A 14,695-nucleotide genomic window follows, 5' to 3' on the forward strand; every position below is an offset into this window, starting at 1 on the left:
TATCGGTGGTGCGGTGAGCTTAGGAGCGTTTCAGTGAACAGCCTCATAAAGTGAGGATTGAAAGGATATGAAATGGCATAATCCGCAACATCTAAAATAGGTTACAGTGAACAGCCTCATAAAGTGAGGATTGAAAGCTAAAAAGGCTATCGCATCACGACCAAAGTCCTTGAGTTTCAGTGAACAGCCTCATAAAGTGAGGATTGAAAGAAACAACGGCGGGGGGGGCAAGGGGCGGGCGAGTGGTTTCAGTGAACAGCCTCATAAAGTGAGGATTGAAAGGTGGGTACCTCTGCCTTTTCCAGCACGGCCATAGTGTTTCAGTGAACAGCCTCATAAAGTGAGGATTGAAAGCCCTATATCGCTTTTTCAATATAATATCGGAAATAGTTTCAGTGAACAGCCTCATAAAGTGAGGATTGAAAGTCGATGCCCCTTTCGTGAACCGTCTGTAACATTGGTTTCAGTGAACAGCCTCATAAAGTGAGGATTGAAAGAAGTATGTTAAACAGACGACCCCTCCGCGCATCCCCGTTTCAGTGAACAGCCTCATAAAGTGAGGATTGAAAGCTCCTGCCACCGCCGCCAGCATCCCGCTACCGACCAGGTTTCAGTGAACAGCCTCATAAAGTGAGGATTGAAAGCTAAGGTACTTCTGGCGCCACAGGATAAAGATGTCCCGTTTCAGTGAACAGCCTCATAAAGTGAGGATTGAAAGACTGATAGCCCGCGTGCTCTGAATTTTGTAAAATTAGTTTCAGTGAACAGCCTCATAAAGTGAGGATTGAAAGAACAGAGGTTTGGCTAATGGCCGTGCCCAACTTGGTGTTTCAGTGAACAGCCTCATAAAGTGAGGATTGAAAGGACAAACTATTTTCCCATCTTTGGAGCAATGTCGGCTGTTTCAGTGAACAGCCTCATAAAGTGAGGATTGAAAGAACTATATCCGTGGGTTCCTCAACCCCCGAAGGTAGGTTTCAGTGAACAGCCTCATAAAGTGAGGATTGAAAGCCGATTATACGTATGTGTTCAAGTAGTGCGTTCTCGTTTCAGTGAACAGCCTCATAAAGTGAGGATTGAAAGAATTTTGCATAGCGGCCAACGTAAGTCATGGGGATCGTTTCAGTGAACAGCCTCATAAAGTGAGGATTGAAAGGCCCCGTACTGCCTGATAATGATGCCCACAAAACTGCGTTTCAGTGAACAGCCTCATAAAGTGAGGATTGAAAGTCAGTTTGATATTGGGTAGGTCGGCGTGGATGTTGGTTTCAGTGAACAGCCTCATAAAGTGAGGATTGAAAGAGAGGGACTGGCGTGCTGGCGAGCGTGTAAAAATCGAGGTTTCAGTGAACAGCCTCATAAAGTGAGGATTGAAAGCTGCCCATTCCTCAGGGCTCAGCTCCTCCATCTCCGTTTCAGTGAACAGCCTCATAAAGTGAGGATTGAAAGAAGATCATTGTCCTAGGCTCAGACAAAATTTCCATACTCCCGATCAAACGAGCTATTTGCCTTTCTTCACGATTTCTTTCAATATTTCAATTTTACCCTCAATTTTTTCCAATAGGATCTCAGTAGTTTTTCTATTCATCGGTGTGGAGATGCAGAACATCCCCCGCGGCGAGATGAAGACATCTTCATTGAGCAGGGAGAAGAATAGCAGCTTGGAGGCAGCTTCGTTTGAGGTCATCGCCCTCCGGTAATCCACGACTTCTTCGGCGGTGAAGTGGATGTGCCTCAGAGAACCAATCCCAGTCACTTGGGCGGCGATGCCTGCCTCCCAGAAGATTTTCTTCACTTCCTCGGCAAGAACCTCTCCGATGGCGTTGATCCTGTCGATGGCGGAAGCGTTCAACAGCTTCAGCGTCTCCAGTCCAGCCGCCATCGCCAACGCGTTGCCGTTAAATGTCCCCGCGTGGTGGATGAACTCCCGCCTCTCCGGTGAGAAGAGCTCCATGATTTCCCGGCGGCCGCCAAAGGCCCCAGCCGGCAGGTCCCCACCGATCATCTTTCCCAGTGCAGTGAGGTCGGGGTTGACGCGGAAAAATTCCTGAGCCCCGCCCACGGCCAGCCTGGCCGTCATCACCTCGTCAAAGATCAGCAGGACATCGTTCTCCTCAGTGATCTCCCTCAATGACTGCAGGTAGCCTTCCTTGGGCGGTATCTGTCCCGCGATGCCCAGCATCGGCTCGACGATGACCGCAGCCAGCTCCTGCCCGTGTTCCTTGACGATTTTCTCAGCGGCTTCAGCGTTGTTGAACGGGGCCACCAAAACCTCTTTTACCACACTCTTCGGGATTCCCGGGCCATCGGGGAGACTCAGCGGACGCTCAGCAATCCCCGCCAGCTCCGGCCTCGGACGGGCGCTGATCTCGGCTTCCGGGTGGCTGCCGTGGTAGCCTCCCTCCATCTTCATGATTTTCTCCTTGCCGGTGTAGGCTCGGGCGGCCCGAATGGCCATCATGGTGGCCTCGGTGCCGGAGTTGCAGAACCTGATCATTTCCATGGATCTGAACCTACGGCAGATAACTTCGGCAAGGCGGTGCTGGAGTTCCATGGCAGCAGCGCCAGTCCAACCCTTCTCCAGCTGCTCCTCTATCGCGGCGACTATCCTTGGGTGGGCGTGACCGTGGACGGATGAGGTATAGTTGTTGACGAAGTCAAGGTATTTGTTGCCGTCCACATCGTAGATCCAGCAACCGCTAGCCCTTTTCATGACGAAGGGATAAGGGCTGAAGTAAACCACGCTGCGGGTGTTGCCTCCGGGCAGAAATCGGCTCGCCAGCTCGTGAATTCTTCTGGAGTTGGGAGTTCTTCTTCGGTACTCCTGCAGGCACTTCTGCAACGGGTCAGCAACGGGCATAAATTCCACTAATTTATTTCACCTATAAAACTTTAGAGCAGCTCTAACTAAATGCTAGTGAAAGTTAAGGAAGCTTTGCCGCTGACTCGCACACCGCTTGGGCAACCTTTCGGGCAATTTTTCTGTTCACCGCTTGTGGCAGGATTCTACCCGCGCTAAGCTCCCTTTTTCCCACTAGCCCGGCAATGGCCTCGGCGGCCGCGATCTTCATCTCATCCGTCACCGCTTTGGCCCGGGCGTCGAGCAGGCCCCGGAAGAAGCCCGGGAAGACGAGGAGGTTGTTGGCTTGGTTGGGGAACTGAGAGCTGCCAGTGGCGACCACGCTGGCGCCGGCCCTTCGGGCCTCATCGGGAAGTATCTCTGGGTCGGGATTGGTCAGGGCAAAGACGATAGGGTTCCTAGCCATGCTCCTTATCATCTCCGCGTTGAGCAGATTGGGGACTGCGGAGACGCCGATGAAGACATCCGCGCCCTTCAGGGCATCAACCAGTCCACCGGTGATGTTTTCCGGATTGGTGATCTTGGCCAGCGCCTCCTTGAACCGGTTCATTCCCTCCTTCCTGCCCCGGTAAATGATTCCCTTAGAGTCCACCACGATGATTCTTCTCGCCCCCACCTTGTGCAGAATTCTGGCAATTTCATAACCAGCCGAGCCCGCACCGGCGATGATGATGGTCACCTCCTCAAGCTTTTTCCCCACCACCTTCAGCGCGTTGGTGAGCCCGGCGAGGGTGACCACGGCGGTACCGTCCCCATCGTCGTGGAAAACAGGAATGTTCAGCTCCTTGACCAACCTCTCCTTGATTTCGAGCACCTTAGGGGTCTCGATGTCCTCGAGGTTAATGCCGCCGAAGTTAGGTGAGACCGCCTTGACGACTTTGACGATTTCTTCCGCGTCCTGCGTGGACAGGCACAGGGGCACCGCGTCCACACCACCGAACTCCTTGAACAGCGCCGCCTTGCCCTCCATCACGGGCAGAGCCGCTTCAGCCCCGATGTTGCCCAGACCCAGCACCCGACTGCCGTCGGTGACCACGGCGATGGTGTTCCACTTGGAGGTGTAGTCAAAGATGCTCTCCGGATTCTTGGTGATTTCCCGGCTGACCTCGGCGACTCCCGGGGTGTAGGCGAGCACTAGGTCTTTCTGGGTCTTCAGCGGCACCTTTACCAAAGTGGCAATTTTGCCCCGAAACTTACGGTGCCGGGCCAGCGCCTCTTCCTTCAAGCTCATGATTATCCATCCTCGCGGGAAATTTCATGGACATCGTTGATAACATCCATTATGGCGCACTCGAGCAGCTTTTCCCCCAAATACCTATCTATCCTGAGTCCCAGCTTCTCCACTTCCCGGGCCTGCTCCTCCGCCCAGCTGTATTTCTCCCGGACACCTTTCATCCCGATGAAGGCCACCTCAGGATATCTGGAGAAGTCAGAGTGTTCGGACAGCTTCGATTCATCCACGATTCCAATGGCGGCCCCCATGCTGAGTTCACCGGTGCCCGCGTGCGGCCCCTCAAGGTCAATGATGGTGTTGTTGAAGTAAAGTCGCATGCCTAGCTCCTCCTCCAGCATCGGTATCCAATTCCGCAGGATCCCGTTGCCGCCGTGGCCGTTGACGATGACGACCCGGTCGATACCCAGCTCCTGCTTGGCGTAGAGCAGCGCCCGGCGGAGCTCATCCTTGACTTGATCCAGCGTCTGATGCTCGCCTGTGTTTATTTCCGGGAGTTCGTAGGATGAGCTGAGCACCCCCAGAAACCTCGCCCCGGTGCGCTGCGCTGCCTCCTGCGCCACGTGGGAAGCCAGCCGGGCGTCGGTGTCGGGTGGAAGGGCTGCCCCATGCCTCTCTTGGTGCGAGCCCAGCGCCAGAATGCCGACTCCGCCCAACCTCACACCTTCTCCAGACGCTTGACCATCTTGACCGCGGCCTCCACGGATCTTCGGGCGTAGTCGGTTACTCTCTCCAAGGCCTGCAGGCGTGTCATCCCGGGGCCGGAGATGCCGAGCGTGACTGGCTTGCCATATTCTATGGAGAGGTCGATGAGTTTTCTCGCCGCGTGCTGCATCACTATCTCATCGTGTTCAGTTTCCCCCTCGATAACAGCCCCCAACGTCACCACAGCATCGACATCGTTCCTCTGGACCAACTTCTTGGCCGCCAAGGGCAGGTCGTAGACCCCGGGGACGATGACTTCGGCGACGATCTGCGCCCCAAGGAATTCAGCGTGTCTCTTGGCGAACTCGATCATCGGCGAGACGATGTCGAAGTTGAACTCCGTGGCCGCTAGACCCAGCTTTACCAATTTGTCACCTCCTCAGGGGTCCGGCGTCCGGGCCTCCTTCCCTCTGCCCGGTGCCGGCCAGTTTTGTGAGCTCCTCAGGTTTGAAGAGCAAGCGGTAAACGTTTCGGGCGTGCTCGCGAGCCCGGTTCTCGGCCAGGACGGCGAGCTCCTTCTCGCTCTTGGCCTCGTCGGCAAAGACGAAAACCTCGATGATGTGCTTGTTGGTCAGGAGCTGGGCCATGATGAGCCCCAGCGAGGCCTCGTGGGCGCACTGCTTGTCGATCGGTTCCGCCCCGGGCATCCCGAAGGCCATCACGATGTCGTTGCCCTCGTCGAGCAGCCTCTTGGCCTCGACCGGGAGGTCCTTAATTCCGGGAACGGTGCGGCGCTCCACCTTGACGTTGCAAAGTTGTTTTAGCTCGTCGATGGCGGCGCCGGCCATGTCATAGCGCGCGAAGGTGGTGTCGACAATACCAACCCTTTTCAAACTCCAACCTCCTTGATCACCTCAGCGCCGTCGAGGAACTCGATGCCGTGTTTTAACCCATATTCTCTCGCCTTTTCCCTCGACAGCGCGCGGTTCGTCTCCGAGTCCAGCATCTCGCAGATGGCAACCACGGGGGTGACTCCAGCCAGTTCCGCGAGGGCGGTTACCAGCTCGGTGTGTCCTTTCCTCTCATTGAGCAGGCCGTTGGCAGCGCGGAGAAGATGGACGTGGCCCGGGCTCCGGAACCTTTTACCGAATTCCCCAGATAGGTCGCAATCGGTAGCCTTGGCGCCCAATTTGCCGAGTTCACTGATGGTCAGCGCCCGATCCTCGTCGGTGATTCCCGTGAACGTCTTCCGGTGGTTCACGGTGATGGAGAAGGCCGAGCGCTCATCGTAGGGAATATCGTTGGGCCAGGTTGCCTTCAGAATCTTGAACCTTGACTTGGCCTCACGGTAGATGTCGGTCAGGTAAGGCAAACCGAAGCTGTCCGCTATCCGCGGGTGTAGCGCCACGCAGATCAGGCCTCCGGCGTCGCGCCTCATGGTGGCCACGTGTTGCGGTTCAATCGCTTCGGCTAGAATCACTAGGTCTACTTCGTTCTCGCGGTTCTTCCCGTCGTGAAGGAGCACGAATTCTCCCCGGCGTAGAGCCTCCAAAGCCCGATCAATGCTCACAGGAACACCTCCACCTTGACCGGGTCGCCGTCCTTCAGGCCCATGCTCTTCCTCAGGTTGATCGGGGCAATGATCTCTATGATATCGGTGTGGTGAGTTCGGTTGGGGATGACCAAGGCTCCTTTTTCACCTTTCAGCTTGGAGGGAAAGAGCTTCACCGGGCCGAAGGTTCTCTCACTGGTCTTGAACCCGGGCACCTGTTTTGACGGCAACTTTGTCAGCGTTTCCTTAAGCTCCACAGATGTCCGGTCGAGCTTGATGTCTAGGGTACCGGGGTAGGGCAGAAAGCCGAGTTCCCTTTTGAACTGCTCCGAGTAGCCCGGATGTCCCACATAATAGCTACCTTCGCCCATCCCGGTGACCACGCGGCCGGTGAGAATCATTTTGGCCGGCTTCTGTTTTAGTATCTTCTCCAGTTCCTGGTGCATCGCCCGCAGTGCTGACATTCCTGTAGGGGTTATTCTGATGAACTGTCCTCGGGGCTCCACCCGGCGGGAAATCAGCGACTGTTCTTCCAGCTCGGTCAGCTTTCTAATGACGGTCTGCTTTGACATTCCCAAGCGTTTGCTCAGCGAACTGGATGAAATTCTAATTTCTTCCCTCGTCGCCCCCTCCCCAGCCAGAAGCATCAGCAGCTCGATCCAAGTCTTCTCGGGCATACCTACCTCTATGAACGGATGTGCTGCCTCCTTTTAAAGCTTTCCAAAAATGGAACACGTCTAAAAATTGGAACAATATGGGGAAAGCGTTGGTGTGGTATTTTCCCTTTCCAGCAACCTTTAAGAGAGGCTCGATAAAATGACGTTGGGTGATAGGATAGAGGATTTACCCACGCTGGATGAGGTTGATGTTAAGGATAAGACGGTAATCGTGAGGATTGATATCAACTCGCCTATGGATCCCGCGACCGGAAAGATTTTGGATGACACTAGGATCAGGGCCTCGGCGGTGACGATAAAGGAGCTGGCTTCAAGGGGCGCCAAGCTGGTGTTGCTCGCCCACCAAGGCCGTTTGGGTGATGATGATTTCACCACCTTGGAGCAACATGCCGAACTCTTGAGCCGGGCGACTGGAATAAAGGTGAAGTACCTCAAGGATCTCTTCTACGGGGAACCAGTGGCCCAAGCGATAAAGGAAATGAAACCCGGTGATGTCATTTTGCTGGAAAATGTTCGCTATCTGGCCGAGGAACCCGTGGCCCGCCCGATGGAAGAGCAGGCCAAGACTAGGCTGGTCAAGAACCTAGCCCCTCTGGCGCAGATTTTTGTCAACGATGCTTTTGCCGCGGCCCAAAGGCCTCACGCCTCGATAATCGGGTTTGCCGCGGTGTTGCCCGCCTACGCCGGCAGGGTGATGGAGAAAGAGGTCAAGGGAATGACTCGGGCATTGAACCCCGAGCACCCCTGCGTTTACATGCTCGGCGGAGCCAAGGTCGAGGACACGGTAAAAATCCTAGAACACTCGCTCAAGAAGGGACTGGTAGACACGGTCCTAACCGGCGGGCTGCTGGCTAACATCTTCCTCATGGTCTCTGGAAGGGACATCGGCGGCCCCAACGTCAAGCTGATTTCTGACAAGAGCTACCTCAAGCTGGTTGACCGCGCCAAGGCGATCTATGCCAACCACGCCTACCTGATAAAGACCCCATTGGACTTCGTCGTCGATGTTCAGGGCAAGCCCAAAGTAATTATGGTTGAGGAGCTGCCGATGAACGTGGAACTGCTCGACGTGGGCCCGAAGACCATTGCCTACTACTCCAAGTTTCTGGCTGAGGCCAAGACGATAGTTGTTAAGGGGCCGATGGGTGTTTTTGAGAGGAAGGGCTACGAACGTGGTACCTTGGAGCTGTACCGAGCGGCAGCCAACTCCAAGGCCTTTAAGATCTTCGGCGGCGGCCACACCGTTACTATCGTCAACGAGGCGGGTGTGGCAAGCAAGATAGACCACGTGAGCACAGGCGGGGGAGCGGCCGTGAGCTTCCTCTCCGGAGAACCGATGCCGGGAATAGAGGCGTTGCTTTATTCCAAACGACTTAGACAAGGGAGATAATTTTTGAGGATTGTCATCGTTGGCTTTCAGTCGGCGGGTCTGACGGCGGCGGCCACGGCCAGGCTCTATAATCGAGAGGCAAAAATCACCGTAATTGAGCGCAGGAGCTACGCCACCTACCATCCTTGCGGGCTTCCTTTTGTCATCGGCGGCGAAGTTCCGGAGCTTCGCGATTTGGTGGAGACCGCGCCGAGGCTGCAGGGAATCGATGTGCGTTTGGGCGTTGAAGCCAAGGCCATCAATGTTAAAGAAAAGACAGTGGAGGTTCTTGACCTCAAGACGCTTCAGGTGGAGAAGATACCTTATGATAAGCTGATTCTGGCCACCGGTAGCGTGGCCCTGAGGCCGCCGATTCCAGGGATAAATCTGGGCAATGTGTTCAGCCTGAGGACGATTGAGGATGGCGAGAAAATCCTCTCAGCATTGCCAAACTCAAGAAAGGCCGTGGTGGTCGGAGCTGGCCCCATCGGCGTGGAGACTGCCAGTGCCCTGAAGGAACGAGGGTTGGATGTGGTTCTAATTGAGATGATGCCCAATGTCCTGCCTGGGATGCTCGATCCGGATATGGCAGGGATAGTGGCCGAGCGCCTTGTCAAGTCCGGGGTTCGCGTCATCTGCTCCAAGGCGGTGAAGGAGCTGCGCGGCGTGGAAAGGGTCAGCTCAGTAGTTCTGGAGGGGGAGGAGATTCCGACCGATCTAGTGGTAATGGCGATAGGCGTTAAGCCGGACGTTGAGCTTGCCGTGAGAGCCGGTCTGGCGCTGGGACCGACGAAGACAATAGCGGTTGACGATCATCTCCGGACCAGCAATCCAGATATCTTCGCGATAGGCGATTGTGCTGAAGCCCGCTGTCTGATCACCAAGAGACCGGTCAGGAGCCAGCTGGCCACCACCGCTATCAGAATGGGCAGGGTTGCTGGGATTAACGCCGCTGGAGGGGATGAAATTTTTGACGGTGTTTTGAATGCCGTTGTCACCATCGCTGGCGGATTGGAAGTTGCCTCGGTAGGATTGACCGCGACCGTGGCTGGGGAGGCAGGGATTGAAGCCGTCTCAGCGCGGGTGAGATGCCTCAACAAACCACATTATTTCCCGGGAGCTGAACCGGTGATGATCAAGCTGGTCGCGGAGAGAAAGGGACAGAGGCTTCTGGGCGGTCAGTTCCTCGGTACCGGTGCCGCGGAGCGGGCCAACAGGCTGGCGCTGGCGATCAGGAAGGAAATGACGGCAAAGGAGTTCTCCAAAGTTGATTACTGCTATGCACCGCCGGTGAGCGACAGCATCGATCCCATGGTGGTGGCGGCTGAGGCGCTACTGCGGAGAAGGTAAGCGGAGATCATGCTGGTGATTGAGCATCTGGAGCCGAAGCTCAGCGAGTGGCTTTTCATCGAGTATTCCAACTCGGCGAGGATCGCTGGAGAGGACTTGTTGATAACCAACGTCAGAAGGGCCACCGATTATCGAAAGCTATCCCAGATCACAAGGGTAGAGAGAAAAAGCGCGCTTGAGCTTTTCCAGCAGGATGAGATAATAGTACTGGATCCTTTGGCCAGAAAACCATTTTCACCGGAAGACCTCGAGAGCAGATCCTTGGTTCTGATCGGAGGAATCTTGGGAAATGATCCGCCCTTGGGTCGGACGAGAGAACTGCTGTCCAAGAAGTTGTCCCGGGCCTTAAAGCGCAATATCGGCCGGCACCAGTTCGCCATCGATGGGGCGGTCCACGTCGCCAAGCAGATAATCTCGGGAAAGAAGTTGGAGGAGATACCGGTCCAGGTGGGTTTGGAAGTGCCGATTGAGCCGGGATATTCGAACATTCTCCCCTATGCCTTTCCGCTGGTTGGGGGAAAACCGTTGATCGCGGCCGAACTCATCGATTATCTCAGGAGACATTGAGCGAAGACGAGAAGGATAGGAAAAAGCAAATAGATTAATGCTGGAGCCGGGAAATAATTTCGGTAGCCCGGTGGGGTAGACCGATTAAGATCGGGCCCAATGGTCAATCCTGCGGGCCTTTGGAGCCTGCGACGGCGGAGGGATATCCCGCCGAATTCGAAAGTCGACGGGTCGACCGAAGTTCCGCCCCGGGCTACCACAAAATTTTTCAACGTCCCTTGACCGAAAGTCAGGTCCGTCAATCTTTTTTGCAGCCACGCCACCTTTAACTTGGTAATGTGATGAAGGGAGAACTCCGTTTCATCGGGACTGTGGAGAGGATTGAGAACGAGGAGGCGGAGATCGCCATTTTTCCCGAGTTTTGTCCCGGCCTCAGGGGCATCGAAAACTACTCCCACCTGATAATCCTTTATTGGCTTCACCAGCGGGATACCGCCGAACAGAGGCAGGTTCTGCAGGTTATACCCAAAAGACACCCTGGGGCACCTCTGGTCGGTGTCTTCGCCTCACGGAGCCCCACTAGACCTAACCCCATCGGCATGTGTGTGGTGGAGCTCATCAGGGTGGAGAACTGCAGGTTATGCGTGAAGGGTTTGGATGCGGTTGAGGGGTCCCCGATCGTCGATATCAAACCTTATCTGCCTCGGGCTGACTCGGTTCCCGGAGCAAGGGCGCCCGAGTGGATGTCCCACGGACCGACCACCTAGCGCCCTAATTTTTTAACAATGCGTTTCAGACTCCGCGCAAAATGAGTTTTCAGCAGTTCTTCCGGGTGACCCAGAGTTTTTTCCACTTCAGGGTCAAAGGGAAGCCGACCCAAAAAGTTAGCTTTGAAGGTACCGGTTTTCCCGATTTTTGAGCTAGGGGGGTGCATGTTCTCCACCAAGCCCAGGGTCGGGACCTTGAGTTCTTGAAGAAGTTGAACCAGCCTGGCCACCGTTTTCACCGCCAATTTCGACGGCGTGGTGACGACGAGGAACTCTCCCCTTTTAATCAGGCGGATGATGTCTAAGACCTCCTCAGCGATTCCCGGGGGCACATCCACCACCAGATAATCGAGCTGGCCCCATCGGGTAATGGTCAGCAGTTCCACGAAGACGTTCGAGGCCTCCTCGCCCCTCAGTGGCAGCGGCCGGTCCCCGATGTAGTAAACCAGCGACATGAACTTCACTCCTTGAACCACCGGAGGTATCAACCCCATTTCCTCAGCAGGTACCGCGTCTGTCGCCCCAAGGATGATGTGGCAAGAGGGGCCGTGGAAATCCAGATCCAGCAGGCCAACCTTCTTGCCGTCTCGGGCCAGCAGCAGGGAGAGAGTAGTAGCGATCAGGCTCTTTCCCACCCCACCTTTCCCGCTGGCCACGACGATGATCCTCTTGACCCCGCCGAGCCGTTCGTCGATAATGGCGAGGCGCGGGTCCGGCACCTCTACGTTGAAATCCTGATGTAGTCTACCCATACTCCCCTTCCTCCGGTTACCTCAAAATCGGGGCTGCGGCAGCGGGGGCAGCGGATGAAAGCATGGGCCAAGTCGGGGACGAAGTGGATGGCTTCGGACTCATCGGACCCAACCTCGCTGGGGTCCAAGTTCCACTCGTGCCCGCAGGCCCGACATCTGAAGCGTGATTCTTCCATCTCCAACTTGATTTCGGTTTTCTCCAGCAAGGTGCCCTTGGTCAGCTCCCGGAGGGCATGGTTGAAGATCTCGGTGTCGATGTTTTGCAGTCTTCCCAGCTTTATCTTTGCCTCGGAAACCATCTTGGCACCCTTCTCCTTGGCCACCGCGAGCATGGTGGAGACGACGGCCTCGGCTAAAGCCCATTCGTGCAGGCAACCACCGCTTTCACTAGGTAAAGGACTATTTAGACGGTTTCGGAGCCCCCTCAACTAACTTGGCTCATTTACGCGGAGCTGTTTTTCAGGAACGTTGGCAGGGTTAACTTGTTGGTTTAAGGGAAGCAATCTCAAGGTATTTTTATCCTTTTGAGGTAGTAATCTTGTAGCCCCGTGGGGTAGACCCGCAGGAGGCGGGGCCCATCGGTCAATCCTGGCGGGCACCGGCAGGCCGCAATCTGGACCCGCTGACCCCGGTTCGAAATCGACAGCGTCGACGAGAATCCGGGCGGGGCTACCATTTTTTCAATGCGATTGAATAGCGAATTCACACCGCGTTAGTGAAATAAGGTTGTAAAAGTGGGGCAAAGCTGTTGAATTCCGAAGCTCAGACGTCGATGACGATGGCGGTATTGGTGTCGACCACTCCTTTGATTTTGTGAATACCTTCGACCACCGCCCTGCTCAGGGTATCCATGCTGCTGGTATCAACGTGAACGATGATGTCGTAGGGCCCGGTGACAACATGGACATTTTTTACGTCTTGCAGCTTCTTTATCTCCTTGGCCACCTGCTTTACCTTCCCAATGGCCGCGGTTACCAAAATGTATGCCTGTACCACAAGCTCACCTCAACGTTATTTCGCCCCGGGATTTTAAAGAGCTTTCGAGCGTAAACTCAGAGCTCCTTTATCGCCAGCTTCTTGTTTAGGACGAGTTCTGCGGACCGGACCACGGCGCCGCCCGAGCCTATCGCCCTCGCAGCTTGGCCCTTGGGCACATAGACCAGAAGCTGACCCTCATGCTCCTCAACCTTTTCCACACGAACTCCCAGCATCGTCTTCAGTTTTTCCACAATGCTTTGATCCACTTGCTCATCTCCACGATATTTTAGTCAACCCTTTATAAATCCTATTCACCGGTTTAGCTCCAAATGGCTTAAGATTGTTTTGACAAAATTTTCTGTAAATCGGTGTGATCATTAAACTCTCACGTTGATTGTTGCAGTTTAAAAGATCCCAACTCTAAGACACCCGTTAAACTGCAGCTTTGTTGCGCGGTCTAACTTCCTGATATCATAGCCAATTAAATACGACACAATGTTTCATTCCGCCTTGACCTTTGGTGCAGGTTGGTTAATAAGTGAAAAACTAGCGAACTGTTCACACAAATTCAGAGCAATTTACCCTTGGGTTCATCAACCAGCCGAGTATTCTAGGTTCAGGCTCCACTTGCCGGCCAACAATTGGTTCAGCTCCTTCCAAACGCCAAGCACATGCCCAGCTCCCACCACGCAGACTACCCTCTTTCCCGAGAGCAGAAATTCCGCCAGCCTCATTGCCATGTAGCGGTCCCTCTCCGAGATCAGGATATCGTAGGCCCTCGGCGAAAGCTTCCTGAACTCCTGCAGCAGATTTTCGACCACTTGTTCCTCGGTGATTCGACTCAGCTCAAAACCTTTTCCTAATGGAAGCAGGCTGACGATCAGGTTTCCGAAGAGCCTGAGCTTCTCCCGCGCCGGCATCCCGCTGACGAGCCTGTTGAGCGTAATTCCGATGTCTCTATCGATGAGATGCACTTGCGCCCCGATTTCCCGGGCCTTCTGAACCGCGGCGAGCATCTCCTCCCCTGCTGCGACCCCTGTTTGGCGGGAGAATTTTCCCTGAAGGAGTAGAATCAGCGCGGTTAGTAGCCAGGCTTCTGGGCCAGCGCGCCAGAAGTCAAGAATTCCAGCTCTTGTGCCACGCGTTAGCGCCAGATAACGGGCGGGATCCAGCTCCACCGCGACGAGGTCGGGACGCTCAGAGGCGATCACTCCTTTGGCCTCCTCAACACTTTTCGGCAGCACGTGGGCCACACCGACAATGGTGAGACGATCGCCAATTTTCTTAATCACGCTGGGCACCCGCAGTCCGGTAGACGAGCAGGACATCGCTGCCCACTCTGGATATCTTGGAGAGCCTGAGCCTGACCCCATTCTTTACTTTGCAGAAACCATCTCCACCGACCAAGGTTTTGGCCGCCGCCCCGCCGACGATTCTGGGCGCCACGGTGACTTGGATCTCGTCCACAAGCCCCTGCGAGATCATGTTCCAGTTCAGCGTTGAGCCACCCTCAAGCAGCAGCTTCCTGATTCCCCGCCGGTAGAGTTCTTCGAGGAGCCATTGCAGGTCAATATTCTCCCCGTCAGAAATGATGATTTCAGCCCCAGTTTGGCGCAGCCTTTCGACCTTTTCCTTATCGGCTGCCCTCGAAACAGCCACGATGGTTCTGGCCGAGTGATCCAGAATTTTGGCGTTGGTGGATATCCTCGCCATTCCATCGACCACCACCCGGATGGGGTTTCTTCCCTTCACGCGGCGTACGGTCAGCGAGGGGTTATCGGCCAGAATGGTTCCAGCACCGACCATGACGGCGTCCATCTTGGCCCTGAGGCGGTGGAGGCGGGTGAGATCGGCCTCGGATGAGATCTTGCTGTCCCCGCACGAGGTCGCTATTTTTCCATCCAGCGTCATCGCAGCGTTCAGGATCACGTACGGTCGGGGCATGGTCTCATCGAGATTTATGTCCGCTGTCTTTTAAAATACGTTTAATTTCGTTTCTGGTGGTCA

The 14,695-nt window shown here is 55.1% G+C and carries 17 protein-coding genes, 2 tRNA genes and 1 CRISPR repeat array; of the genes, 6 read left to right on the forward strand and 13 right to left on the reverse strand.

The genetic code is table 11. From position 1 onward, the window contains the following. Window positions 1-27: 27 nt before the first annotated feature. A CRISPR array of direct repeats spans window positions 28-1,449; the repeat unit is 37 nt; unit sequence GTTTCAGTGAACAGCCTCATAAAGTGAGGATTGAAAG. Between the two features lie 52 nt (window positions 1,450-1,501). The 7 genes from QXT02_RS00005 to QXT02_RS00035 all read right to left on the reverse strand — a co-directional run bounded on the left by QXT02_RS00005 (window position 1,502) and on the right by QXT02_RS00035 (window position 6,965). Further along, on the reverse strand, window positions 1,502-2,860 hold the full coding sequence (locus QXT02_RS00005; RefSeq protein ID WP_342811259.1) for an aspartate aminotransferase family protein: 1,359 nt from the start codon (window positions 2,858-2,860) through the stop codon (window positions 1,502-1,504). 64 nt (window positions 2,861-2,924) lie between these two features. Beyond that, window positions 2,925-4,091 carry an NADP-dependent malic enzyme gene (locus tag QXT02_RS00010; RefSeq protein ID WP_342811260.1) on the reverse strand — a complete coding sequence of 389 codons (1,167 nt, stop codon included), beginning with the start codon at window positions 4,089-4,091 and terminating at the stop codon, window positions 2,925-2,927. A 2-nt stretch (window positions 4,092-4,093) separates the two neighbouring features. After that, window positions 4,094-4,753: a 2-amino-5-formylamino-6-ribosylaminopyrimidin-4(3H)-one 5'-monophosphate deformylase gene (gene arfB / locus QXT02_RS00015; protein WP_342811261.1), complete on the reverse strand. Its 660-nt coding sequence runs from the start codon at window positions 4,751-4,753 to the stop codon at window positions 4,094-4,096. Next, window positions 4,750-5,163 carry a 6,7-dimethyl-8-ribityllumazine synthase gene (ribH, locus tag QXT02_RS00020; protein ID WP_342811262.1) on the reverse strand — a complete coding sequence of 138 codons (414 nt, stop codon included), beginning with the start codon at window positions 5,161-5,163 and terminating at the stop codon, window positions 4,750-4,752. Before ribH ends, arfB begins: the two co-directional genes overlap by 4 nt. A 4-nt stretch (window positions 5,164-5,167) precedes the next feature. Beyond that, window positions 5,168-5,629 (reverse strand): riboflavin synthase, encoded by a 462-nt coding sequence (ribC, locus tag QXT02_RS00025; RefSeq protein WP_342811263.1) that lies wholly within the window; start codon window positions 5,627-5,629, stop codon window positions 5,168-5,170. Beyond that, a complete protein-coding gene (gene ribB / locus QXT02_RS00030) occupies window positions 5,626-6,306 on the reverse strand; it encodes a 3,4-dihydroxy-2-butanone-4-phosphate synthase (protein WP_342811264.1) in 681 nt (226 codons plus the stop codon). The genes ribC and ribB overlap by 4 nt, the downstream gene beginning before the upstream one ends. Continuing rightward, window positions 6,303-6,965, reverse strand: coding sequence for a DUF120 domain-containing protein (locus QXT02_RS00035; RefSeq protein ID WP_342811265.1), 663 nt, complete (start codon window positions 6,963-6,965; stop codon window positions 6,303-6,305). The genes ribB and QXT02_RS00035 overlap by 4 nt, the downstream gene beginning before the upstream one ends. Window positions 6,966-7,104: 139 nt before the next feature. On the opposite strand from QXT02_RS00035, the gene QXT02_RS00040 reads away from it, so the two are divergent. The 5 genes from QXT02_RS00040 to tsaA all read left to right on the forward strand — a co-directional run bounded on the left by QXT02_RS00040 (window position 7,105) and on the right by tsaA (window position 10,958). Then, on the forward strand, window positions 7,105-8,355 hold the full coding sequence (locus QXT02_RS00040) for a phosphoglycerate kinase (protein WP_342811266.1): 1,251 nt from the start codon (window positions 7,105-7,107) through the stop codon (window positions 8,353-8,355). A 3-nt stretch (window positions 8,356-8,358) separates the two neighbouring features. Beyond that, the gene (locus QXT02_RS00045; protein WP_342811267.1) at window positions 8,359-9,684 is read left to right on the forward strand and encodes an FAD-dependent oxidoreductase; all 1,326 of its coding nucleotides are present in this window, start codon (window positions 8,359-8,361) and stop codon (window positions 9,682-9,684) included. A gap of 9 nt (window positions 9,685-9,693) precedes the next feature. Next, a complete protein-coding gene (locus QXT02_RS00050) occupies window positions 9,694-10,251 on the forward strand; it encodes an SAM-dependent methyltransferase (RefSeq protein ID WP_342811268.1) in 558 nt (185 codons plus the stop codon). A 64-nt stretch (window positions 10,252-10,315) separates the two neighbouring features. Then, a tRNA-Gln gene (locus QXT02_RS00055) sits at window positions 10,316-10,450 on the forward strand. 82 nt (window positions 10,451-10,532) lie between these two features. Continuing rightward, window positions 10,533-10,958: a tRNA (N6-threonylcarbamoyladenosine(37)-N6)-methyltransferase TrmO gene (tsaA, locus tag QXT02_RS00060; protein WP_342811269.1), complete on the forward strand. Its 426-nt coding sequence runs from the start codon at window positions 10,533-10,535 to the stop codon at window positions 10,956-10,958. Here the strand turns inward: tsaA and QXT02_RS00065 are convergent. Continuing rightward, window positions 10,955-11,710, reverse strand: coding sequence for an Mrp/NBP35 family ATP-binding protein (locus QXT02_RS00065; protein ID WP_342811270.1), 756 nt, complete (start codon window positions 11,708-11,710; stop codon window positions 10,955-10,957). The two genes, tsaA and QXT02_RS00065, sit on opposite strands and share 4 nt — an antisense overlap. Further along, window positions 11,680-12,138, reverse strand: coding sequence for a hydrogenase nickel incorporation protein HypA (gene hypA / locus QXT02_RS00070; protein WP_342811271.1), 459 nt, complete (start codon window positions 12,136-12,138; stop codon window positions 11,680-11,682). Before hypA ends, QXT02_RS00065 begins: the two co-directional genes overlap by 31 nt. A 114-nt stretch (window positions 12,139-12,252) precedes the next feature. Between hypA and QXT02_RS00075 the strand changes: the two genes are divergently transcribed. Continuing rightward, window positions 12,253-12,385, forward strand: a tRNA-Gln gene (locus tag QXT02_RS00075). Window positions 12,386-12,472: 87 nt separating this feature from the next. Here QXT02_RS00075 and QXT02_RS00080 read toward each other — a convergent pair. From QXT02_RS00080 to QXT02_RS00095, 4 genes are all read right to left on the reverse strand, one after another. Then, window positions 12,473-12,706, reverse strand: a complete 234-nt coding sequence (locus QXT02_RS00080) for an Lrp/AsnC ligand binding domain-containing protein (protein ID WP_342811272.1) — start codon at window positions 12,704-12,706, stop codon at window positions 12,473-12,475. Between the two features lie 56 nt (window positions 12,707-12,762). Further along, window positions 12,763-12,954, reverse strand: a complete 192-nt coding sequence (locus QXT02_RS00085; protein ID WP_342811273.1) for a transcription elongation factor NusA — start codon at window positions 12,952-12,954, stop codon at window positions 12,763-12,765. 327 nt (window positions 12,955-13,281) lie between these two features. Next, window positions 13,282-13,980, reverse strand: coding sequence for a TraB family protein (locus QXT02_RS00090; RefSeq protein ID WP_342811274.1), 699 nt, complete (start codon window positions 13,978-13,980; stop codon window positions 13,282-13,284). Further along, the gene (locus QXT02_RS00095; protein WP_342811275.1) at window positions 13,973-14,632 is read right to left on the reverse strand and encodes a 2,5-diamino-6-(ribosylamino)-4(3H)-pyrimidinone 5'-phosphate reductase; all 660 of its coding nucleotides are present in this window, start codon (window positions 14,630-14,632) and stop codon (window positions 13,973-13,975) included. Before QXT02_RS00095 ends, QXT02_RS00090 begins: the two co-directional genes overlap by 8 nt. Window positions 14,633-14,695 lie beyond the last annotated feature (63 nt).

Origin of the sequence: Hadarchaeum sp. (SeqCode) (assembly GCF_038871235.1) — an archaeon.
Taxonomy (GTDB): domain Archaea; phylum Hadarchaeota; class Hadarchaeia; order Hadarchaeales; family Hadarchaeaceae; genus Hadarchaeum.